The organism is Bradyrhizobium sp. BEA-2-5 (genome assembly GCF_032918025.1).
In the GTDB taxonomy this organism is placed as follows: domain Bacteria; phylum Pseudomonadota; class Alphaproteobacteria; order Rhizobiales; family Xanthobacteraceae; genus Bradyrhizobium; species Bradyrhizobium pachyrhizi.
This window is the reverse complement of record NZ_CP136629.1, coordinates 3,089,203-3,109,628: the sequence shown is the minus strand read 5'-3', so window position 1 is coordinate 3,109,628 and position 20,426 is coordinate 3,089,203. Positions and strand designations below refer to the sequence as shown.

Genomic DNA, 20,426 nt, shown 5'->3' with positions numbered 1-20,426 from the left:
ATAACACTGCCCCCTTTTGGCGTGCCCGATTTCCGTTGACGTCGCGGCAGGCCCGGGGCATCCCGCTGCCTTGCGTCTCATCCTCTGCAGGACCTCCCCCTCTCGTGTGGAACGTCACGGCCTTCATCTGCATCTTGATCGGGACGTCGCTTCCGCTCGGTCTCATCGACGCATCGCTCGCGAAGGGTCTCGTCGGCGCGGCGACGTCGCTCGGGCTGCTCGCAAGCCTCGTGGCGATCCGTCCAGGCGAGCTGTCGTTCCTGAAGTCGGTTGTTGGCCCCGCTGTTGCGGCGGCGCTTCTGCCGGTGCTCTGGATCGTCCTGCAGATGCTTCCCCTGGCGGCCCTGGCGCATCCGGTGTGGAAGTTCGCCGGCGAAACGCTGGGAGCACAGCTCAGCAACAGTATCACGATCGACACCGGCGCAAGCCTCGGCGCGCTGCTGATCTGGCTGTCACTCATGTCGGTCATGATCACCGCCGCCGCGATCGCGATCGACGCCCGCCGCGCCGATATGGTGGCCCGCGCCATTGCAGCAACGGCGGCCGTCGCAGCCCTGATCCTGCTGCTATCAAGCGATCCGGTCAAAATCTGGCCTGGCGCTGCGCGCGATGAGACGGCAAACGGATTCCTGGTCGTCGTTCTCGTTGGCGTTCCGCTCAGTGTTGCGCGCGCGCTCGACGTCGGTGGACACGCCGATGGCCGCACCGCAGCCCAATTGACACGGCTGCGCTGGCTGCTCGCCGCCGGCGCGCTGCTCTGCGCCGCCAGCGCCTGCTGGGTTGGGCGGCGCGGCGCCGCGATCGCGATCGCCGCGGGCATCGCCCTCGTCCTGATGACCTTCGCCGCGCGGAAACTTCATCTGCACCGCTGGAGCAGCGCTGCTGCTGCGACAGCGATCGCGCTGATCGCCCTGGCGACGGCGATCGGCAACCGTCATCCCGACGTACCGCTTGCGGTCGCCTTTGTTCATGCACCGTCCGAGTTCGTGCAATCGACCCACAATCTGCTCGCCGACCTGCCCGCGCTCGGCAGCGGCGCCGGCACCACGGCAACACTGGCGTCGACCTATATGGACTGGCAGGGCGCCACCACGCGCCCCGTGGTTGCGACGAGCGCGGCGGCCTTGATCGCCCAGTTCGGTTCCGCCATGTTCTGGACTTTAGCCGCGGCTATCATCGTCGGCATCGCAGCGTTCACGGCCGGTGCGCGCAATCGCGGCCGCGACTGGTCCTACCCTGCATCGGCAGCAGCCGTCCTGCTGACGCTGCTGCTAGCCAGCTTCACCTTGCCGGAATTGCCGGCGCTGCCCGGAGTGATCGTGTTGGGAGCCGTGATCGGAACAGGACTGGCACAGCGGATCAGCCGTTCTCGGTTGCAGGCGGGCTAGACGCCAGATGCGCAGCTTCCTCCAGCGTCTTGTCGGCCAGACCGGCGATCTCGAACATGAGGGCGACGAGACCTGCATCTACGCCGTCGGCGATATCCACGGTCATGCCGACCTGCTGCACGAGATCTGCGCCCGCATCGATGCCGACATCCGTCGGTTCCGGCCGGCGCGACCGATCCAGGTGTTCCTCGGCGACTATATCGATCGCGGACCGGATTCGCGCGATGTCATCGCCATGCTCGATCAACGCCGCCGCACCCGCAGCATGGTCTGCCTGCTCGGCAATCACGAGGCCTGCCTGCTGGAGTTTCTCGTCAATCCCGACATGCTCGCGCAATGGCGGCAGTTCGGCGGCTTGCAAACGCTGATGTCCTACGGACTGACGCCCTCGCCTAATCCCGACGCTTCCGAACGCAGGGCGCTCGCCCGGCAATTGATCCGCCAGATGCCGCCCGCCCATCTCGCCTTCCTGCGCTCGCTGCCGCTCTGTTATGTGCACAAACGCTACTTCTTCGTCCATGCCGGCGTCAGGCCCGGCGTCGCACTTAACCAACAGCGCAAGGAGGATCTGCTCTGGATCCGCGACGACTTCCTGATCTCGGAAGATGATTTCGGCAAGGTCGTGGTCCACGGCCACACGCCGGTGCATGAGGCCGAGCTACTGCGCAACCGCATCAATGTCGACACCGGCGCCTATGCGACCGGCCGCCTGACCTGCGTCAAGCTCGAGGGAGCCCGACGAACCCTGCTGATGACCGGCAACCGGGCCGCGCGCCATGGCTAGCACGATGACTGGTGCAATCGGCCGGAATGCGAGGCGCCTCTCGCCGGCCTTCGTGCCAGCGGCCGCTGCGATCGGCGCGGCGACGCTGGCCTTGTCGGCCTGGTGGCTCGCCGCCGATGCATTGCGCGGCAGACCGGCGATCGCCGCAGAGGTCGGCATGGTCCGAGGCGAGCTGTGGCTGCGCGACGGCTGGAGCCAATTGCAGACGTCACCGGAGGCGGCCGAAGCCGCGTTCACGCGCGCGCTTCGCCTGTCGCCGATGGACGCCGGCGCCTGGTTCGGCCTCGCCTCGGCAACCGGACGGTTCGACTGGCTGAACCCGACCGCGTCGAAGGCGCTCAAGATGTCCTACTATACCGGCTTCAACCGCAGCGACCTGATCGCGCCGCGCCTGATCCTTTTAGCTCAGGTCGACACCACGCGCGATGTCGAATTGGTCGACCTGCTGCAGCGGCAGATCCGCCTGATCCTCACCCGCGCGCCGGAGCTGAAGGGCGCGATCGGGCAGGCCTATCGCGTGGCCGGCGACGCCAACCGGCGCATCATCGAGGCGGAATTCAAGGACGCCAACCAGAGCATTCCGGAGTAAGGCGCGCCTGGCGTCAGATACCCTTGTGACGCAACACCGCGCCGACCGTTCGCAGCAGGATGCGCAGGTCGAGCACGAAGCTCCAGCTCTTGATGTAGATGAGGTCGTGCGCCACGCGCAGCTGCATGTCCTCGATCGCCGGGGTCGCGCCGCGCAGCCCCTGCACCTGCGCGAGACCGGTGATGCCGGGCTTGACGTGCTGGCGCTCCGCATAGCTCGCGATCAGCTTCGAATATTTGTCGTCATGCGCCAGCGCATGCGGCCGCGGCCCGACCAGCGACATGTCGCCGCGCAATACGTTCACCAGCTGCGGCAGCTCGTCGATGCTGCGGCGACGCAGCGTCGCGCCGATCCCGGTCAGCCGCGGATCGTTCGGGCGGGCCTGCGTGATGACATCGCCATCCTCGAGCACGTGCATCGAGCGGAATTTGAGGATGGTGAATTGCTTGCCGTCGAAGCCGTTGCGGCGCTGCCGGAACAGGATCGGCCCCCTGGAGTCGAGCTTGATCGCAATCGCCGTTCCGATCAGCAGCGGTGCGAACAGCACCAGGAGGCCGCTGGACGCCACGATGTCGAACAGCCGCTTGCCGGCGCGCTCGAGCGGAGTAAGCGGCGCGCGCTGCATTTCCAGTGTCGGGATCGGGCCGGTCGCCACCATCCGCAGCGCCAGGAACCGCTCCGCGGTCCGGTCCGGCAGCAGCCGCACCGGCAGCGGCGATGCCCGCAGCTGATCGCACACGAACTGGATGCGCGGCTCCTGCTGCCAGGGCATGGCCAGGACGATCTCGTCGGCGCCGCACTCGCGGGCTGCACGAATGGCTGACGCGACGGCGGCCCGGTCGTCGGCGTCGTCGGACGGTCCGGGGAGCTGAACCCGTCGCACCTCGCTGAGGCCGAAATCGCGCAGCAGGCTCGCTTGCCGCACCCGGGACAATTCGTCCGCCATCCCGACCACGACCGCGCGCCGCGTGGCCAGCATGCCGCGGTCGATCGCGCGTTGCAGCGGCGCCTGCAGCAGCATCCGTCCGCCGACCAGCCCGAGGCCGCCGATCAGGCCAAATGACAGCACCGATCCGCGCGAAACGCCGGAACCCACCTTCAAGAGGAAGATGATCAGGGTCATCAGCAGAACGACCAGCAGCCATCCGCCGAGCAGGCTGCTCCAGCGCCGGTCGAGACCGGCCAGCACCTGCGCATTGTAGAGGCCCTGCGACTTCGCCACGAACATGTGAAGGATGGCGGCGAGGACCCCGATCCCTAGAAAACCCTCGAAGCTGTTGCTATAAACCGTGTGGTAGTAAAAGAGGTGATAGGCCGCGCCGCCAACGATGCTGGACAGCACGACGATTATCATCTCGAACGCGACGGCAAACGCCTCGAGGGAGGCGAAAGCGAACGAGAAGGCGCCGAAGTTAACCGGTACCTTCGCCAATCGAGCGTCCGAAAGGTCGGTCATCGGGAATTAACATTCGTGTTAACAATTCATATGTGTATTATCAGGCAGGTCGTGAGCTCGCAAGACCTGCTGCTAATATCGGATAGAGAGCGCGCATGAGTTCATCGGCTGGCGAAACCGAGGCCGCGCTGGTGGCCCTCCTCCATCTCATCCGCCTGATGGGCGCCGAGCTCGTCGCGGGCCAGCACCGCGACGACGTCGAGGTGCTGGTCAAGGCGATCGAGACAAAGCTGCGCGCGGCCCGCTTCCCGGCCGACATGCCGAATGAGGACATCGTCAGGGGTCTGGACCTTGCACAGGCCAGACTGCGTCCGATCTTCGAAGAGCTGCGCGCAAGGTCGGAGAAGGCACACCTGAGCGACCAGCTGCTGCTGGCTCCCAGGCCTTCACGCATCCACTAACGGATAGCTTACGTCAGCTTTGGGCTTCACCACGGCGGGGCAAGCCGCTCCCGCCGCCGGACCTGAGCGCAAGCTTTTCCTCGATCTTCATTTTCTCGAGCAGCAAGTCGGTCACGATCCGGCGCAGCCGTTCATTTTCCAGCCGTAATTCATCAATACGGTTATGGACAGGGGGGATCCCATCTCGATCATCGGTGCGAGCGGCGAATTCGGTAACAGTACCATTCGCCTGATGGCCACGTGCGGCCTCCTGCTTGCGCCAGCGATGAAATGTCATCACGCTAACGCCCAGCACCTTGCACGCTTGAGCCTGGGACTGCCCCCGCGCCATGAGCTCCTCGGCCTGTTTGACCTTGGAACTGATCTCCTCAGTAGAATGACGCCTCATTGGTCATCTCATTGCCCCCTAGATTAGCAATCATCGCATGGCCTATAAGCTATGTAAATGCAACAGGAAATTCAAATTGAGGGTTTCCCGGGGGCCTTTCGGGAGCCTCGAACTTGCCGGTCGGCAGCAACACATAGTGCGAAGAAACGCCGAAGCTGCAAGGTATTGACTGGAATATACGGGGAATATTCCTCCGCTGAAAGGGCCCGATAAAAAAAGTTATACGACTTTCTGTGTATGAGAGTTTGATCGGGATAACTGGCGCACTGTTTGCATTCTCAAACGGGAATCAAATGAGAATATTCAATCGGTCTCTCGACAGATTGTGAGTGCGCCATGCCTCGCCGCGATAATCGCCCCATCGGTCAAGCGCAACTTTCACAAATTTCTAACAAATTAATCCCGCGACTTTCACGTCCGGCCGCTTGCGGGCGTACACGCCCAGCAGTAGTTACTAGGACGTTAGGCGTCATGAGGGTTTCAACATATTTGAGGATTATTTTAACGAGACCTAACGCTCATATCTCGATCCACGAATTATCAATTAAGCGCTTTCCCACCCGAGGCCATCAGGCGGAACCACGTCCGCCCGATAATCCGCGAACCATTCTGTGCTGACGCTTGTCGGAGCCAGTCTCTGATCAACTTTTTTGCGAGGATCGACACCATGGCGCGTCTCAAGGTCTTCGAGGGGAACCAACCCGCGTCAAGCGAGGCGGCCGACATCCTGGAACGCCTCGTCGCAGAGAATTGCGAGCTCCGGCATACCGCGGTCGAACTGGTCTTGCAGAATTGGATCCTGCGCGAGCGTCTGTCCGATGTCGGGGCACGCAAGTCCGTGCCGCTGGAGCACTGACCGCCCCCGCCCTCACGACCGTCCGCAGCAACGTCCGCCAGCTCGCCTAAACGAGCATTGGGCCAGCGCATCATTCAATTTAAAATTGAAATGTCCGCAACTGCAGACGCGCCGGCATGCTCGCCGGCTTGGCGAGGATGTGGCCGCATATTCTGCCGATGAGAAAGAGGCTGACGGACTTCAGCTGTGAACCCGGCGCAGCGCGACGCGCGGGGTATTCTGCTCACGAGACATGCCGAACGAACGCGACGAGCCCGGGCGTTCCTGGATTTCACGTAACTCAGCGATATCAAGCATCAGCGCAACGACTTCGTTGCGCAGCGATTGATTGGTCGCGAGCAACGCCTCTTCGATCGGCTGATGCAAATGTTGAACTTTGTGCTGCTTCATGGCGCGCCCTCGCTCTGCGGTTAAGGGTATGAGCGATGTGATTGAAGTTTCGATGACAGGGTTATTCCGCGCACATGGAAGGCGGTTAATGGGGCAGGTTTGCGACCAACATGGCTCCGAGTTAAATTTTCTCAATCAGGTTCCACAACCTGATCGCGAAGCGCTCGATCGGCGGCCTTTGATGTGTCGTACGGATGAGTTGGCAGCGGCAGCGATAAGGCGCGCGGCTGGACAACGCGGCTCGATGTGGGTCAGAAGCTCTACCAAGCGCATGATATTGCTTGGTGATCGTTGATGGCTGCCGTGTCGTGCAACCGAACGCGCATTGTCCGGCTATCACAATGTCGCCGTGTTACAGCGATCGCGCTTCAAGGGACGCGCTCAGGTGCACACAAGATATTCCACCAAAGCTGCTCCGTAGACGCAAAATCTGCTGCTGCTACGTCCATCAAGGATCGCAGAGTGTTTCGACCGGTTGCGAATATTGAAGCGACTGACGGGTCCTGAAGCGCTCGAGCAATCCAGCGAAATGAATTCAACGCTGGACATCGGATCAAGCGCGATTTCGCCTCCGCCGGACCCAGCCGCGCTAACGCTATTCTAATTAAAATGAGCGGGACCGAAGCGTCCGGCTTGGACAGAGGGAGCGAACGCCTTTCGCGCGCTTGTCGCTGCATTCGCACGCGCTTGCACAGTCCCCACGAACAGCAGCGACAGCGAAGATTCGCCATAAGCATTGCTAATTCGCCACGCGTCGCGATCGCGCGCTATTTCGATTTAGGAGGCGTATCGTCGTCCATCCTGCCACCATTGGCGACGCACTTGTTGAAATAGTCCCGCTGGGCTTTGGCACCGCCCCGCGCGCTCCCGGAAGCGGGATTGCCGGGCTGTAGCGGCGGAAATGCCTTCGCCACCAAGGCATCGCAGGCGCGCGCCACCTGCACGTCGATCGCATGCGCCGGAGCCATTGCGCTGGAGATCATGATCACGGCTAAGGCGATCGCAAAACCCGAGATAACTCGCATTGCCACACTCCGTTCCAAACTGAATCAGTTTTTTTCTCGAGCCCGGATTCGCAAGGAGCGCACTAAAGCATGATCCGGAAAAGTGCGAAGCGGTTTTCCGTCGCGACAAACGCCGATCGCGTTTGCGCGAAGATCAGCTCTGACCGCGAGCTGGAACGCGACGACGATTCTCGCGGCGCTTAGTTCCGATCGACGTCGTGATAGGCCCGATACCAGGCGACAAACCTGGCAATGCCATCCTCGATCCGCGTCTGCGGGCGGAAGCCGATTTCACGCTCCAGGTCGGAGACGTCGGCCGACGTCTCCAGTACATCTCCCGGTTGCATCGGCAGCAACTGCTTTTCGGCCTGCCGCCCCAAGCCCTGCTCGAGCAGCGCCACCACATGCATCAGTTCTTCCGGCCTGCTGTTGCCGATATTGTAGACCCGCCACGGCGCCCGGCTCGAACCCGGATCGGGATGCGCTCCCGACCAGTTGACATCGCTCTCCGGCGCGCGGCCGATCAACCGCACCATCGCCTCGACCACGTCGTCGACATAGGTGAAGTCGCGCCGCATGTTGCCGTTGTTGAACAGCTGGATCGGCTTGCCCGTGGTGATCGCGTCGGCGAACGCATAGAGCGCCATGTCCGGCCGATACCACGTCCCATACACGGTGAAAAACCGCAGCCCGGTCGCCGGTACGCGATAGAGATGGCTATAGGAATGGGCGATCAGCTCGTTGGCCTTCTTGGTCGCGGCGTACAGGCTGACGGGATGGTCGACATTGTCGTGGACCGAAAACGGCAGCTTGGTGTTGGCGCCATAGACCGACGATGAGGACGCAAACAACAGGTGCTTGCACGCGGTGTGCCGGCAGCCCTCGAGGACGTTGAGGAAGCCCTCCAGATTGGAATCCGCATAGGCGTGCGGGTTCTGCAGGGAATAACGCACGCCGGCCTGCGCGGCGAGATGTACCACGATCTCGAAGCGATAACGCTCGAACAGCGCCTTCATGCCGGCTCGGTCGGCGAGGTCGAGCTCCACGAAGGTGAAGCCACGGTGCTGCTTGAGCAGATCGAGGCGCGCGCGCTTGAGCGCCGGGTCGTAATAGTCGTTCAGATTGTCGATGCCGATGACCGGCTGCCCTGCCCGCAGCAGATGCTCCACCAGATGGAAGCCGATGAAGCCGGCGCAGCCCGTGACCAGTAGATTGCCTGCGATCACCACGTCTTGCCTGTGCCTTTCGCCTTGCGCCGGACCATTCGAATACGCCGTTACACGGGGCAGCCGCGGCTGCCTTCGCTCTGCGCGCCGCTAGGCGTCAGTTGCTGGCGGCCGGAGGCTTGTAGTCCGGAAAGCGGCTCAGGACGGCGGCCTTCATGAACTTGAAGTGCGCGATCTCGGTCGCCAATTCCTTCAGCCGGCGCTGGCCGTTGGAGATCTCGGCGTCAAACAGGTCCTGATGATAGTTGTCAAGCGCCTCGCGTTCCAGATATTCGTCGGTGCCGTTGCCGAGGGTCACCGCGGCGCGGGCCAGAACATCATCGACACGGCGGCCAAGACCGGATTGCTCGCTTTCGGCCGCCCGCAACGCGGCCTCGATCGCGGCCATGATCGATCCGATCCGGGCGCGATCGGTCTCGGCATCGCGCTCGGCCGAGCGTGCCTTGAAACCTTCCTCGCCGCGCCGCGATTTGATCAGGTCATGCGCGCGAGACCGCAAAAACAGCTGAAACATCTGTCAGTATCCGGTTCGGGCCCATTCAGGCAGCTCAGGTCGAAAATCGCCCGGTCTTAGTTAAAAAAGGGTGAATTGCCCTCGTGCCCGGCCCTCAGGTCGGCTTTCCACTTGATCCAGGCCTTGTCGTGCTTGTCATAGAGTTCGAGCCACCGTCCCTCACCGGCTGACGGCACCAAGCCCGTTCCCCTACCGTCCCCGTCCGCCAATACCGGCAGCGAGGAGTCCAGGTCCTCGAACTCCGACGTCTCCTCAAGCGTCAGCCCGACCAGCACGCGCCGGCCACTGACATCGACGACATACCGCCTTGGCGAATGCCCCCTGAGATCACTCATGACGTGAAAGTTCCCTTGCGATCCGCGGGGCCGGCGACGAGATCAGGCGCACGCTGGCACGCAACCAACCCGCCTGCCGCAACGGACACAGATATGATGACCGATTGCATGTTGCCAGCCAACCCCAACTCGCCGCACACCGTCGCGCTACCTCGATCGAACTACTCCGCTAGAACGCGCGACGCATGTGGCCGAACGCGCTGACCGGTTCCCGCCTCGACGATTTCGCGGCTGATGGCGCCACATACGGTGCATAGATCCGATATTGCGCGCGGCGCTTGTGCGACCTCCACGAGCGCGAAGCGAAACCGGAGAAGAAGCCTGCGACGAACACCGCCGCGAGAATGAGAGCAGGAGAAATCATCACAACCGTCCACGTTCGCCCCGATGTTATTAACATTCGAAGTTGTGACGACATCATGATTGGACGCGCCGAAAGATTGTTCAGCCGCTGGAATTTTTGTGCAATCGAACGACGCAACAATAATCAGGCGTCGACAATAATTGTTCTCGCGAGAGAACGTCTCAGGAGAACCACCAGAGCATGAATTTCAGGAACATCGAGCTGAGAAGATAAATCCACCCCGCCATAGCCAGCACCGTCAGTCCGACGAAGGCACCTGAAACGCTTTTCTCCTTGAGGCGCGCCAGCAATGAGTTTTTTTCTTCTTGCGAATAGAACATCTCAGGCTCAAGACGTATCTGATTCAAATCAGCTAGCAGTCAATTTCGATGATCTCGTGACGCGTTGCCACAGCCATTCGCCTTGCGCATCACAGATCATCGCTGCAAATCGCCGCCAAGCCGCACGCCATCGCGCAGTGGAAATTCCGTTCGACACGGTCAGGAATTCGACGTTGGCGATCGCGGCGGCCCGCGCGTCGGAATTTCCATGTCGTGTCCTGGTCCGATCGACGTCACGTACGTCGATCAAGACGGTCGTGCAGCTTGACCATGCGATGTGGCCCGTATGCCGGCGCGATCGACCGAACGGATTCTTCCCGGGAGCAATCTGCCCGCTTCGCCTCGCCTCTCAGTTTAACAATCAAGTCCTCGCACGCGACCAACCAATGATAATCGCCTCACACGCGGAAAAAGGCGAACCAGACAATGCCGAGGATCAGGACGGCCAGTCCTGTCGAGGCCGTGAGCAGCGCGAGAACCGAAGGTCCAGGCTCGGCCTGGCGCGCCTCGGTCGGGGTTTCGACGATTTGGCCGTGTCGTTCCGTTGCCATGGCAACCTCTTTGCTTAAGTGCCTGTAATTCCGGCGTTTGCCGCGCCCCTTCGACAGCCAACGCGTGATCGGGAGCGATGTTCCGAGCGCGTTGACGGCTGGGCCGACGGCAGTCTCGCCCGCCGCGTCAAACGGGCGCAGCGCGAGGACACGGTTAACGCCGTTGCGAGATTCACCGGGCCGTGTTGTTTCAAACTGGGGTTCCCGGTGTTATCCTTGACCGGTCCGTCGGTTGCGTAATCGGAGTTTCCCTGGAGTTTCCCCCATGGCCCCCCGCGCCAATTGGAAGGGTTTTCTGCGTTTGTCGCTCGTGACCTGCCCGGTCGCGCTCTATCCGGCCACCTCGGACACCGAGAAGGTCTCGTTCAACCAGATCAATCGCAAGACCGGCCACCGGATCAAATACCTCAAGGTCGACGCCGAGACCGGCGACGAGGTGACCTCCGAGGACATCGTCAAGGGCTACAAGGTCGACACCGACACCTATATCGAGGTCACCAAGGACGAGCTGGACGAGATCGCGCTCGACTCCACCCACACGATCGAGATCGACGAGTTCGTGCCCAAGGCCGACATCGACAACCGCTATCTGATCCGCCCCTACTACCTCGTGCCGGACGGCAAGGTCGGCCACGATGCCTATGCGGTGATCCGCGAGACCATCCGCAGCCTGAACAAGGTCGCGATCGGCCGCGTGGTGCTGACCAATCGCGAGCACATCATCGCGCTGGAGCCGCTCGACAGCGGGCTGATGGGCACGCTGCTGCGCTACCCCTACGAGGTCCGCAGCGAAAAGGAATATTTCGACGACATCCAGGACGTGAAGCTCACCAAGGACATGCTCGACCTCGCAAAACACATCGTCGAGAAGAAGTCCGCCGACTTCGATCCGGAGGAGTTCGAGGACCGCTACGAGCAGGCGCTGATCGACCTGATCAACCAGAAGCGCAACGGCATCAAGGTCGCCAAGCCCGCGGCGAAGACCGGCGGCAACGTCATCAATCTGATGGACGCGCTGAAGAAGAGCATCGCGAACGAGAAGGACGCTGCTCCCGCGGCGAAGGTCGCCAAGGAGACCGTCAAGGGCAAGAGGCCGAAGAAGCGCGTCGAGGGCCAGCGCGAGATGCTGCTGCCGATCTCGGGCAGCGGCAAGCGCGAGCCCAAGGAGGCCGCCAAGCCCGAGCCGAAGAAGGCCGAGAAGACAACACGCGCCCAGGGCACCGCGGCACGGAAGAAGGCAGGCTAGCGCACGACCGCAAGATGAGCCCGGTCCACAGCGCCTGAGATGTCCCGGTCGAGATGCCCTGGTCGACGCCGTTTGATGAACCGATCGCTCTGCATCGCGGCGGCACACTGGTGACGCTGCAGCACGCGGCCGACTACATCATGAAGCTATCGGAAGACGCTCAGCAGGAAACGCGCTGGCAGATCGCGGTCGAGCATCTGATCAATGCGGCGGAACAAGGTGCCGGCTGGTTGATGTTCGCGCGCATCGCGATGCTGCGCGCGTTGAATGGGGACGACTGAATCCGGAAAATGCCGAACTGCCGGCAGCGCTTACTTGAATGCCGAACTGACGGCATTGAATTGACCGCTTACACTGGTGCCGATGCCCCTGACGCCGGCGACGATCACGATGCTGATGCCACCGGCGATGATGGCGTATTCAATGGCCGTCGCCCCGACCTCATCACGCAGAAACCTTGCCATCAACGCGCGCATGAAAAGCTCCTGTCCGACGCTCGCGGCTTTTTCTCCCGCGCCGTAGTAATATGCCTGCCAAACTAGGCCGCATTGGTTGACGGCCCATTGAGGGAAAGGATGAACGATCGCTTAAAGGTTGCAGGGAATTTCCCTGCTAGTTCTACCTGCATCAGGGTGCCGTCGGGCGAGACACCGGGCCGCGGCCGGAGCGCTTTCCAGCGAAGTGGACACCGGCTCGCGCAAGGAAAACCCGTCAAAACAAGTATCTAGAGCTCCGTTCTGATCCTGTCTGACCGGAAATAGCTTCAGTCGTAAACGCATATCAGAACTACCTGATCCGGCCTCGGCCACGCTTTACCGGTGCCGCGGAATCCTGTTCCTTTATCGGACAGGCGACAACGAGGCCGGAACGAACCGGCCGCATGCAAAGGGAGTGACCGTCATGAAGCTCGGGACCGCGATCGCGGAAATCATGAGGCGCGAGGGGATCGAGATCCTCTGCGGCTATCCGGTCAACCATCTGATCGAGCACGCGGCGAAAGCCGAGATCCGCCCCGTCATGGTGCGGCAGGAGCGCGTCGGCATCCACATGGCGGATGCGATCTCACGCGTCACCTCGGGCGAGAAGATCGGCGCCTTCTGCATGCAGCATGGCCCGGGCGCCGAGAACGCGATGGGCGGCGTCGCGCAGTGCTATGGCGAATCCGTACCCGTCCTTGTGCTGCCGATGGGCTATGCCCGGCGGCTGGCGAATATCGACCCGAACTTCAATTCCAGCCAGGCGATGAAGGCGTTTTCAAAATCGTCGGAGCCGATCAACATCGCAGCCGAGGTCTGCAACATCTTTCGGCGGGCGTTTACAAAATTGAAGAACGGCCGCGGCGGGCCCGTGATCGTCGAGATCCCCTCGGACATGTGGAACGAGGAGGTGCCGGAACCGCTCGACTACACGCCGGCGCTGCGCACCCGCTACGGCGCCGACCCCGTACATGTAAAGGAAGCGGCCAGCCCTGCTCGTTGGCGCCAAGCGGCCGGTCATCTATGCCGGACAAGGCGTCCATTACGCACAGGCGTGGCCACAACTGAAACGGCTCGCCGAGCGGCTGGCGATCCCCGTCACCACCAGCCTCGGAGGCAAATCGTCGTTTCCGGAAACGCATCCGCTCTCGCTCGGCTCCGGCGGCCTTGCGGTGCCGCGCGCGGTTCCGAAATTCCTGAGCGAGGCCGACGTCATCTTCGGCATCGGCTGCTCCTTCACCGAGACCAATTTCGGCATCGCGATGCCGAAGGGCAAAGCCATCATTCACTCCACGCTCGATCCCAATCATCTCAACAAGGACGTGGAAGCGAAGATCGGCCTCGTCGGCGACGCCGCCCTCGTGCTCGACGCGCTGCTGGAGGAGATCGGCAGGAGCGTGACGTCGGACCGCAACGCAGGCGCGGTCGCCGAGGAGATCGCCGCTTCCCACAAGGAGTGGCTCGCCAAGTGGATGCCGAAGCTCACCCACAACGACGCGCCGCTCAATCCCTACCGCGTCCTGTGGGACCTCCAGCACACCGTCGACATCGAGAACACCATCATCACCCACGATGCCGGCAGTCCGCGCGACCAGCTTTCTCCGTTCTGGAAAGCGGTCGCGCCCCTCACCTATCTCGGCTGGGGCAAGACGACGCAGCTCGGCTACGGCCTCGGGCTGGCGATGGGCGCCAAGCTGGCAAGGCCCGACAAGCTCTGCATCAATGTCTGGGGCGATGCGGCCATCGGTTTCACGGGCATGGATTTCGAGACGGCGGTGCGCGAACGCATCCCGATCATGTCGGTCCTGCTCAACAATTTCTCGATGGCGATCGAACTGAAGGTGATGCCGGTCTCGACCGAAAAGTATCGCTCGACCGACATTTCCGGCGACTACGCCGCGATGGCGCGCGCCTTCGGCGGCTATGGCGAGCGGGTGACCAGGCCGGAGGACATCGTGCCCGCGATCAAGCGGGGCATCCAGAAGACGCAGGAAGGCGTCCCGGTGCTGCTCGAGTTCATCACCAGCAAGGAGACCGAGGTGTCGCGGCCGGGCACGTGAGGGCACCTCACACGCCCGCTCTGCCACTTGATTTGACCGCGCCAGCGCAGGCAAGCTCCCTCCGGTGCAACTTCGGAGGGAGAGATGGCGCGCATCCTGGTGCTGGGGGCCGGCTTTGCCGGGCTATGGGCCGCGCTCGGCGCAGCCCGCAAGCGCGACGAAATCGGTGCGCGGGCAGTGGACACCGAAATCCTGGTCGTCGATCGCAACGCCTATCACAACATCCGGGTGCGCAACTACGAGGTCGATCTCGGCGATGTCGCGCTGCCGCTCAAGGACCTGCTCGATCCGGTCGACGTCAGGCATAGGGTGGCCGAAATCGCGGCGATCGATCCGGCGACGCGCGCGGTCACGATCAAGACCGGCGCGGGCGCGGAGGTTCTGAGCTACGACCGGCTGGTGCTGACCACCGGCAGCGAGTTGGTCCGCCCCGCCATCTCGGGCCTTGCCGCCCACGGCTTCGATGTCGACACGTATGAAGCAGCGATGCGGCTCGACGCGCATCTGGCGGCGCTCGGCAAACAACCGCCGTCAGAGGCGCGCGCGAGCGTCGCGGTCATCGGTGCAGGGTTCACCGGGATCGAGGTCGCGGCCGAGATGCCGGCCAAGCTGGCGCACGCCGGCATCACCGGCGATCATCGGGTCATCCTGATCGATCCCAATCCCGTGGTCGGCGCGACCTTCGGCGCGCATGGCCGCCCGGTCATCAACGAGGCGCTGGCCACGCTCGGCGTCGAGATGCGGCTGAATGTCCGGGTCCGTGCCGTCGGCGCCGACAGCATCACGCTCGATAGCGGCGAGATCATTCCGACCAAAACCGTGGTCTGGTGCGCCGGCATGCGCGCCAGCCCCCTCGCCGCCTCGCTGCCGGCGAGGCGCGACGCGCTCGGCCGGATCAAAGTCGACCACACCATGCACGTCGAAGGCCTTGCGGACGTCTTCGCCGCCGGCGACGTCGCCGCCTGCCTGATCGACGGCGAGCACCCGACCGTGATGTCGTGCCAGTTCGCGCGGCCGATGGGCCGCTTCGCCGGCCACAATGTGGTCGCGGACCTGTTCGGCGAAAAGCTGCTGCAGCTCAATATCGACTGGTATGTGACGGTGCTCGATCTCGGCGCCTGGGGCGCGCTCTACACCACCGGCTGGGATCGCGAGGTGCACACCACAGGCGCCGCCGCCAAGCTCACCAAGCAGACCATCAACCGGCAGCGCATCTATCCGCCACGCAACGGCGACCGCGCCGCGCTGCTCGCGGCGGCCGCGCCGACGATCCAGACGGCGCCGCCGACGAAGTCATAAGAGAAGCCACGCCGTCATTGCGAAGAGCCCGCGACAAAATTGCAAAGCAATTTTGCGCTGAAGCGACGAAGCAATCCATCCATCCCGAGTGGTATGATGGATTGCTTCGCGGAGCCTGTCATCCGGCGGCGCTTCGCGCCTACCGGGTGGCTCGCAATGACGGCGAGTACGTCTGCTACTGCGACAGCTTCACGAAGTTCGGAAACTTCATCTGGCCTTCGGCGATCGCCTTCGGCCAGACCGTGATCTGCTTGCCGCCCTGCCACTGGAACACGAGGCCGGTCACCGCGCCCGGACCGGACTTGATGCCGTGGGTGAACTCGTCGTTCTTGCCGTAGAACTGGATCTTGCCGATCGTGCCCTCGAAGTCGGTCTTCTCGAGCTCGGTCACCATCTTGTCCGGATCGGTCGAGCCGGCGCGCTGGATTGCCTCGGCGATGATGTAGACCTCGTCATAGGCGGTGTAGCCGGTATAGGCCGGCGGCGTGCCGAACTTGGCCTTGAACGCCGCCGCAAACGGCTTGGTCTTCGGCGTGACCGCAACATCGGGCGTTGCCACCGCGAGCGAAGGCACGCCCTCGGCGGCGCCATTGGTGTCGCCCCAGAAGGTCGGGCTCAGCGCCTGCGCGCTGATGCCGAACATCGGGATTGGCACCTGCTGGTTCTTCCACTGCACGGTCGGCTGCACGCCGACATGGGAGATGCCGGTGACGATCACGTCGGGCTTGGCGGCTTCCATCTTGTTGAAGATCGGCGTGAAGTCGGTGGTGTCGGGCGAGAAGCGAATGTGCTCGACCACCTTCAGGCCCGCTTTCGGCAGGCAGGCCTCGTAGCCGACGTCGAGCGGCTTGGTCCAGGCCGCGTCCTCGCTCATGATCGCGACCGACTTGAACTTGAGTTGGTCGACCAACAGCTCCTTGGCCGCATCGCAGACCAGCTGCGCCTGCGCGGCCGAGGTCAGGTAGCCGTGGAAGGTGTACTTGTTCTTCTCATAGTCGTTGTGGATCGCCTTGGTGATCTCGTTCGAGGCGGCGCCGGGCGTGATCAGCGGCATCTTCAGCCGCGCAGCCCACGGCTCGAGCGCCAGCACGACCTCGCTGATATAGCTCGCGATCACGGCCGAAACCTTGTCCTCGCTCACCGCGCGCTGGAAGGCGCGCACTGAATCGGCCGACGAGCTCTTGTTGTCGTAGGTGACGATCTCGATCTTGCGGCCCATCACGCCGCCCTTGGCGTTGATCTCGTCGGCGGCGATCTGCGCGCCGCCCGGCGTCGCCGCACCCGCGATCGACTGCACTTCGGCAATGATGCCGATCTTGATCGGGTCCTTGGACTGCGCATAGGCCGGCGCCGCGAGGCAGAGCGCGAGCGCCGAGGCCAACAGGCTGACGCGGGTCGTGGTTGAATATGCTGTCATCATGATCTCCCTTGCTTTGCTTTCTTGTTGTTAATGATCGAACGTCACAGAAAGTCCTTGCCGGCCTCCGCGGCGAACCGGCCCGGATCGCCTTCCCAGACGATCCGCGCGTGCTCCAGCACATAGACGCGGTCGGCATGCGGAAGCGCAAACGTCACGTTCTGCTCGCCGAGCAGCACCGTGATCTTGGTGGTCTGGCGCAGCTTCTCCAGTGCCTTCGACAGCAGCTCGAGAATAACAGGCGCAAGCCCCAGCGTCGGCTCGTCCAGGATCAGGATCTGCGGCTGCCTCATCAGCGCGCGGCCGATCGCCAGCATCTGCTGCTCGCCGCCGGACAGGGTCTGCGCCATCTGGCCCTGGCGCTCCTTCAGGATCGGAAACAGCTCGAACAGCCAGGCGAGTTGCTTGGCCCGCGCCGCGTCGTCGAGATGCTGGCCGCCGAGGTCGAGATTCTCCCGCACCGTCATCTCGCCGAACAATTCGCGCGATTCCGGACATTGCACGAGGCCGGAGCGGGCGATCTTCGCAGGTCCCGTGCCGCGCAGTGGCTGCCCGCCGCGCAGGATCTCGCCGGTATACGGCAGGAAACCCGAGATGGTGTTGAACAGTGTGGTCTTGCCGGCACCGTTGAGGCCGACGACGGAGACGAACTCGCCCTCATGGACGTGGATCGAGACGTTCTCCAGCGCCTGCGCCTTGCCGTAATGCACGCTGACATTCTCGACCTGCAGCAACGGCACCTTGTCCTTGAACGAGGTCTCGGGCCGCGCATGGGTCTCGATCGCGCCGCCGAGATAGACCCGCCGCACGGTCTCGTTCTTCATCACGTCCTCGGCGCGGCCGGTCGTGATCTCCTCGCCGAGATACATCGCGAGCACGCGGTCGACCAGCGCCGCGACGCTCTTGACGTTGTGGTCGACCAGCATCACCGCGCGGCCCTCGTCGCGGAAGCTGCGGATCAATGCGGAGAAGGTGCCGACCTCGGCGCTGGTGAGACCGGCGAAGGGCTCGTCGACCAGCACGACCTTGGGGTCGCGCGCGATCGCCTTCGCCAACTCCAGCCGGCGCAGGTCGGCGAACGGCAGCGTCGGCGGACGGCGGTCCATCACCGCGCCCAGTCCGACGCGCTCGGCGATCCACTTGGCGCGCTCGGTCAGCGCCTTGTCGGGAAACAGCATGAACAGGCTGTCGGGCAACAGCGCGACCATGATGTTCTCCAGCACGGTCTGCCGATTCAGCGGCCGCGAGTGCTGGAACACCATGCCGAAGCCCTTGCGCGCGATCTTGTGCGCAGGCAGCCCGGCGACGTTCTCGCCTTCGAACAGCACCTCGCCCGCGGTCGGGCGCTCGATGCCCATCACGCTCTTCATTGCGGTCGACTTGCCCGAGCCGTTCGGCCCGATCAGGCCGAGGATCTCGCCGGGATGCAGATCGAACGACAGGTTCTTCACGGCGGTCAGACCGCCGAATCTTTTGGTCAATCCGCGGACGGTGAGCGTTGCTGTGGTCACAGTCTGATCCATTTAAGAGCGCGCCTCGCGTGACAGGGCCGCTCCGAGGAAACCGCCGGGGAAGAACAGGACGACGAGCAGCGCCACCGCCGAGACGATGAAGGTCGCAAGCTCGCCGGTCGGGCGCAGGAATTCGCCGGCGACGATCAGGAAGATCGCGCCCAGCGCGGCCCCCAGCACCGTGCGCCGGCCGCCGAGCACGGCGGAAACGATCACGTTCACGCCGACCGCGACGTCGACCACTGTGCCGACCGAGGCGGTGCCGAAGTAGAACACGAGCAGCGCGCCCGACAGTCCCGAGAAGAAGGCGCTGACGATGAAGGCCGCGAGCTTGTGCTTGACGATGTTGAAGCCGAGCGCGCCGGCCTGCACCGGGTCCTGCCCGCTCGCCTGCAGCACGAGACCGACAGGCGATTGCGACAGGCCATAGAGGATGGCCGCGCTCACGGTCATGAAGCCGAGCGCGATCCAGTAATTGGCACCGGCATTGATGGTGATGACGTCGGGGATGGTGAGCCCGATCTCGCCGCCGGTGAGATCGGCGAACACCACGACGAAGTTCTGCAGCATCAAGACCGCCACCAGCGTGGTCAGGCCGAAATACGGCCCCCTCACCCGCAGCGCCGGCAGCGCCAGCACGAAGCCCGCGACGACCGAGGCCAACGCGCCGAGCAGGATGCAGAGATAGACCGACCAGCCGAACTGGTTGTTGAGGATCCCTGCGGTGTAGGCGCCGGTGCCGATCAGGAAGGTCGGGCCGAAATTGACCTCGCCGGCGAAGCCGAACAAGAGGTCCCAGGCCATCGCGAACACGCCGAAATAGAACGCGACGGTCAGCAGCCCGAGGATGTAGCCCGAGACGTAGAACGGCAGCGTCGCGGCGATCACCACGCAGACCAGCGAAATGAAGAACAGGCGCGAGGAAAAGAAGCTGGCCATCTCAGCGCCTCCCAAGCAGGCCTTGAGGCCGGATATACATCACGAACACCAGAAGCAGCAGCGCCGGAATGGTGCGATAGGCCGGCGAAATCATGTAGGCCGTGATGGTCTCGAGATAGCCGACGACGAAGGCTGCGATCAGCGAGCCCGACACGCTGCCCAGGCCGCCGAGCACGACGATCGAGAACGCGCTCGCAGTCAGCGGCCCGACGCTGTAGGAGCTGACGCCGAGGAACATGCCGAGCAGCACGCCGGCGATGCCGGCGAGAATGCCGTAGATGCCCCACACCACGATGTAGATCTGGGTGAGCTCGAGCCCGAGCAGCGTGACGCCGCGCGGGTTCATCGAGGCCGCCAGCACCGCCTTGCCGGTCCTGGTGCGGTTCACCAGCAGCCACAGCAGGCCGATCACGAGGCAGCAGACCAGCGCGGTGAAGATATTGTTGCGCGGCGTGCGGTTGCCGAAAATATCGACGACGCCCTCGACGATCGGCAACACCGTCTTGGCGTTGTTGGTGAAGAAATAGGCGATCAGCTCCTGGATCATGATGCCCCACAGCAACGTGCCGGTGAGGACGAAGATTTCCTTCTCCTCGTTGGGGATCCGCCTCGAGTTCTGGATCGGCTTGACGACCGCGAAATAGGTCGCGAACGACACGATCAGCGCGACGCCGACACCGAACAGCGCGCCGGTGTAGATGTCGAGGTGCAGCACGCTGGCCGCGGCCCAGGCCGCGACCGCTGCGGCCACCATGATGGCACCGTGGGAGAGGTTGAGGACGCCGGAGACACCGAAGATCAGGGTGAAACCGGTGGCGCCGAGCGCATAGAGCGCGCTGATGGCAAAGCCATCGATCAGGATTTGTAAGGCAAGCATCTCAGATTGGCCGCGGCAGCAGGGCTGCCTGTTGT

The 20,426-nt window shown here is 63.3% G+C and carries 22 protein-coding genes and 1 pseudogene; 9 read left to right on the top strand and 14 right to left on the bottom strand.

Annotated features, from left to right (window positions below; all coding sequences use genetic code 11):
- Window positions 1-104: 104 nt before the first annotated feature.
- Genes RX327_RS14390 through RX327_RS14380 form a run of 3 tightly spaced genes read left to right on the top strand, consistent with a single transcriptional unit; the run spans window position 105 to window position 2,761 of the window.
- A complete protein-coding gene (locus RX327_RS14390) occupies window positions 105-1,388 on the top strand; it encodes a hypothetical protein (protein WP_050387074.1) in 1,284 nt (427 codons plus the stop codon).
- Window positions 1,389-1,395: 7 nt separating this feature from the next.
- Window positions 1,396-2,172: a metallophosphoesterase family protein gene (locus tag RX327_RS14385; RefSeq protein WP_082190776.1), complete on the top strand. Its 777-nt coding sequence runs from the start codon at window positions 1,396-1,398 to the stop codon at window positions 2,170-2,172.
- Between the two features lie 4 nt (window positions 2,173-2,176).
- Complete coding sequence (locus tag RX327_RS14380; RefSeq protein ID WP_050387075.1) at window positions 2,177-2,761, top strand: hypothetical protein; 585 nt, start codon at window positions 2,177-2,179, stop codon at window positions 2,759-2,761.
- Between the two features lie 13 nt (window positions 2,762-2,774).
- Here RX327_RS14380 and RX327_RS14375 read toward each other — a convergent pair whose 3' ends face one another.
- Window positions 2,775-4,217, bottom strand: a complete 1,443-nt coding sequence (locus RX327_RS14375) for an undecaprenyl-phosphate glucose phosphotransferase (RefSeq protein ID WP_050387076.1) — start codon at window positions 4,215-4,217, stop codon at window positions 2,775-2,777.
- A gap of 95 nt (window positions 4,218-4,312) precedes the next feature.
- Here RX327_RS14375 and RX327_RS14370 point away from each other — a divergent pair, with 95 nt between their 5' ends.
- Window positions 4,313-4,618, top strand: a complete 306-nt coding sequence (locus tag RX327_RS14370) for a hypothetical protein (protein ID WP_050387077.1) — start codon at window positions 4,313-4,315, stop codon at window positions 4,616-4,618.
- A 13-nt stretch (window positions 4,619-4,631) separates the two neighbouring features.
- Here the strand turns inward: RX327_RS14370 and RX327_RS14365 are convergent, their stop codons facing one another.
- Window positions 4,632-5,006, bottom strand: a complete 375-nt coding sequence (locus RX327_RS14365) for a helix-turn-helix domain-containing protein (protein ID WP_018270679.1) — start codon at window positions 5,004-5,006, stop codon at window positions 4,632-4,634.
- Between the two features lie 667 nt (window positions 5,007-5,673).
- On the opposite strand from RX327_RS14365, the gene RX327_RS14360 reads away from it, so the two are divergent.
- Window positions 5,674-5,862 (top strand): hypothetical protein, encoded by a 189-nt coding sequence (locus tag RX327_RS14360; RefSeq protein WP_028331611.1) that lies wholly within the window; start codon window positions 5,674-5,676, stop codon window positions 5,860-5,862.
- 180 nt (window positions 5,863-6,042) lie between these two features.
- Here the strand turns inward: RX327_RS14360 and RX327_RS14355 are convergent, their stop codons facing one another.
- From RX327_RS14355 to RX327_RS14325, 7 genes are all read right to left on the bottom strand, one after another.
- Window positions 6,043-6,252, bottom strand: coding sequence for a hypothetical protein (locus RX327_RS14355; protein ID WP_016841790.1), 210 nt, complete (start codon window positions 6,250-6,252; stop codon window positions 6,043-6,045).
- A gap of 767 nt (window positions 6,253-7,019) precedes the next feature.
- A complete protein-coding gene (locus tag RX327_RS14350; protein ID WP_244482555.1) occupies window positions 7,020-7,277 on the bottom strand; it encodes a hypothetical protein in 258 nt (85 codons plus the stop codon).
- 179 nt (window positions 7,278-7,456) lie between these two features.
- Window positions 7,457-8,485, bottom strand: coding sequence for an NAD-dependent epimerase (locus tag RX327_RS14345; RefSeq protein ID WP_410712161.1), 1,029 nt, complete (start codon window positions 8,483-8,485; stop codon window positions 7,457-7,459).
- Between the two features lie 94 nt (window positions 8,486-8,579).
- On the bottom strand, window positions 8,580-8,996 hold the full coding sequence (locus RX327_RS14340) for a hypothetical protein (RefSeq protein WP_050387078.1): 417 nt from the start codon (window positions 8,994-8,996) through the stop codon (window positions 8,580-8,582).
- 56 nt (window positions 8,997-9,052) lie between these two features.
- The gene (locus tag RX327_RS14335) at window positions 9,053-9,331 is read right to left on the bottom strand and encodes a hypothetical protein (protein ID WP_028331615.1); all 279 of its coding nucleotides are present in this window, start codon (window positions 9,329-9,331) and stop codon (window positions 9,053-9,055) included.
- A 525-nt stretch (window positions 9,332-9,856) separates the two neighbouring features.
- Window positions 9,857-10,015, bottom strand: coding sequence for a hypothetical protein (locus RX327_RS14330; RefSeq protein WP_167350445.1), 159 nt, complete (start codon window positions 10,013-10,015; stop codon window positions 9,857-9,859).
- Window positions 10,016-10,413: 398 nt separating this feature from the next.
- Complete coding sequence (locus RX327_RS14325; RefSeq protein WP_016841798.1) at window positions 10,414-10,566, bottom strand: hypothetical protein; 153 nt, start codon at window positions 10,564-10,566, stop codon at window positions 10,414-10,416.
- A 265-nt stretch (window positions 10,567-10,831) separates the two neighbouring features.
- On the opposite strand from RX327_RS14325, the gene RX327_RS14320 reads away from it, so the two are divergent.
- Both RX327_RS14320 and RX327_RS14315 read left to right on the top strand, forming a co-directional pair.
- On the top strand, window positions 10,832-11,812 hold the full coding sequence (locus tag RX327_RS14320; protein ID WP_317250652.1) for a Ku protein: 981 nt from the start codon (window positions 10,832-10,834) through the stop codon (window positions 11,810-11,812).
- A 53-nt stretch (window positions 11,813-11,865) separates the two neighbouring features.
- Window positions 11,866-12,093: a hypothetical protein gene (locus RX327_RS14315; RefSeq protein WP_050387081.1), complete on the top strand. Its 228-nt coding sequence runs from the start codon at window positions 11,866-11,868 to the stop codon at window positions 12,091-12,093.
- Between the two features lie 30 nt (window positions 12,094-12,123).
- On the opposite strand, the gene RX327_RS14310 is transcribed toward RX327_RS14315, so the two are convergent.
- On the bottom strand, window positions 12,124-12,288 hold the full coding sequence (locus RX327_RS14310) for a Flp family type IVb pilin (protein ID WP_016841801.1): 165 nt from the start codon (window positions 12,286-12,288) through the stop codon (window positions 12,124-12,126).
- A gap of 424 nt (window positions 12,289-12,712) precedes the next feature.
- Here RX327_RS14310 and RX327_RS14305 point away from each other — a divergent pair.
- Together RX327_RS14305 and RX327_RS14300 are read left to right on the top strand one after the other, a co-directional pair.
- Window positions 12,713-14,348: pseudogene (locus tag RX327_RS14305) on the top strand (thiamine pyrophosphate-requiring protein).
- Between the two features lie 84 nt (window positions 14,349-14,432).
- Entirely contained in the window at window positions 14,433-15,647 is a 1,215-nt protein-coding gene (locus tag RX327_RS14300; RefSeq protein ID WP_050387083.1) for an NAD(P)/FAD-dependent oxidoreductase, read from the top strand.
- Between the two features lie 175 nt (window positions 15,648-15,822).
- Here the strand turns inward: RX327_RS14300 and RX327_RS14295 are convergent, their stop codons facing one another.
- The 4 genes from RX327_RS14295 to RX327_RS14280 are packed head-to-tail and all read right to left on the bottom strand — an operon-like array spanning window position 15,823 to window position 20,391.
- Complete coding sequence (locus RX327_RS14295) at window positions 15,823-17,067, bottom strand: ABC transporter substrate-binding protein (protein WP_317250651.1); 1,245 nt, start codon at window positions 17,065-17,067, stop codon at window positions 15,823-15,825.
- A gap of 41 nt (window positions 17,068-17,108) precedes the next feature.
- Complete coding sequence (locus RX327_RS14290) at window positions 17,109-18,587, bottom strand: ATP-binding cassette domain-containing protein (RefSeq protein WP_317250650.1); 1,479 nt, start codon at window positions 18,585-18,587, stop codon at window positions 17,109-17,111.
- Window positions 18,588-19,514: a branched-chain amino acid ABC transporter permease gene (locus tag RX327_RS14285; RefSeq protein ID WP_028331622.1), complete on the bottom strand. Its 927-nt coding sequence runs from the start codon at window positions 19,512-19,514 to the stop codon at window positions 18,588-18,590.
- Between the two features lies 1 nt (window position 19,515).
- Window positions 19,516-20,391: a branched-chain amino acid ABC transporter permease gene (locus RX327_RS14280; RefSeq protein WP_018270667.1), complete on the bottom strand. Its 876-nt coding sequence runs from the start codon at window positions 20,389-20,391 to the stop codon at window positions 19,516-19,518.
- Between the last annotated feature and the right edge of the window lie 35 nt (window positions 20,392-20,426).

Excerpts from the sequence above, each read along its gene's own strand:
- RX327_RS14325 (WP_016841798.1), bottom strand. The coding sequence starts at position 10,566 with ATGGCAACGGAACGACACGGCCAAATCGTCGAAACCCCGACCGAGGCG.
- RX327_RS14380 (WP_050387075.1), top strand. The coding sequence starts at position 2,177 with ATGACTGGTGCAATCGGCCGGAATGCGAGGCGCCTCTCGCCGGCCTTC.
- RX327_RS14350 (WP_244482555.1), bottom strand. The coding sequence starts at position 7,277 with ATGCGAGTTATCTCGGGTTTTGCGATCGCCTTAGCCGTGATCATGATC.
- RX327_RS14295 (WP_317250651.1), bottom strand. The coding sequence starts at position 17,067 with ATGATGACAGCATATTCAACCACGACCCGCGTCAGCCTGTTGGCCTCG.
- RX327_RS14315 (WP_050387081.1), top strand. The coding sequence starts at position 11,866 with ATGCCCTGGTCGACGCCGTTTGATGAACCGATCGCTCTGCATCGCGGC.
- RX327_RS14335 (WP_028331615.1), bottom strand. The coding sequence starts at position 9,331 with ATGAGTGATCTCAGGGGGCATTCGCCAAGGCGGTATGTCGTCGATGTC.
- RX327_RS14285 (WP_028331622.1), bottom strand. The coding sequence starts at position 19,514 with ATGGCCAGCTTCTTTTCCTCGCGCCTGTTCTTCATTTCGCTGGTCTGC.
- RX327_RS14355 (WP_016841790.1), bottom strand. The coding sequence starts at position 6,252 with ATGAAGCAGCACAAAGTTCAACATTTGCATCAGCCGATCGAAGAGGCG.
- RX327_RS14360 (WP_028331611.1), top strand. The coding sequence starts at position 5,674 with ATGGCGCGTCTCAAGGTCTTCGAGGGGAACCAACCCGCGTCAAGCGAG.
- RX327_RS14290 (WP_317250650.1), bottom strand. The coding sequence starts at position 18,587 with ATGGATCAGACTGTGACCACAGCAACGCTCACCGTCCGCGGATTGACC.
- RX327_RS14320 (WP_317250652.1), top strand. The coding sequence starts at position 10,832 with ATGGCCCCCCGCGCCAATTGGAAGGGTTTTCTGCGTTTGTCGCTCGTG.
- RX327_RS14375 (WP_050387076.1), bottom strand. The coding sequence starts at position 4,217 with ATGACCGACCTTTCGGACGCTCGATTGGCGAAGGTACCGGTTAACTTC.
- RX327_RS14330 (WP_167350445.1), bottom strand. The coding sequence starts at position 10,015 with ATGTTCTATTCGCAAGAAGAAAAAAACTCATTGCTGGCGCGCCTCAAG.
- RX327_RS14340 (WP_050387078.1), bottom strand. The coding sequence starts at position 8,996 with ATGTTTCAGCTGTTTTTGCGGTCTCGCGCGCATGACCTGATCAAATCG.
- RX327_RS14300 (WP_050387083.1), top strand. The coding sequence starts at position 14,433 with ATGGCGCGCATCCTGGTGCTGGGGGCCGGCTTTGCCGGGCTATGGGCC.
- RX327_RS14280 (WP_018270667.1), bottom strand. The coding sequence starts at position 20,391 with ATGCTTGCCTTACAAATCCTGATCGATGGCTTTGCCATCAGCGCGCTC.
- RX327_RS14365 (WP_018270679.1), bottom strand. The coding sequence starts at position 5,006 with ATGAGGCGTCATTCTACTGAGGAGATCAGTTCCAAGGTCAAACAGGCC.
- RX327_RS14310 (WP_016841801.1), bottom strand. The coding sequence starts at position 12,288 with ATGCGCGCGTTGATGGCAAGGTTTCTGCGTGATGAGGTCGGGGCGACG.
- RX327_RS14385 (WP_082190776.1), top strand. The coding sequence starts at position 1,396 with ATGCGCAGCTTCCTCCAGCGTCTTGTCGGCCAGACCGGCGATCTCGAA.
- RX327_RS14370 (WP_050387077.1), top strand. The coding sequence starts at position 4,313 with ATGAGTTCATCGGCTGGCGAAACCGAGGCCGCGCTGGTGGCCCTCCTC.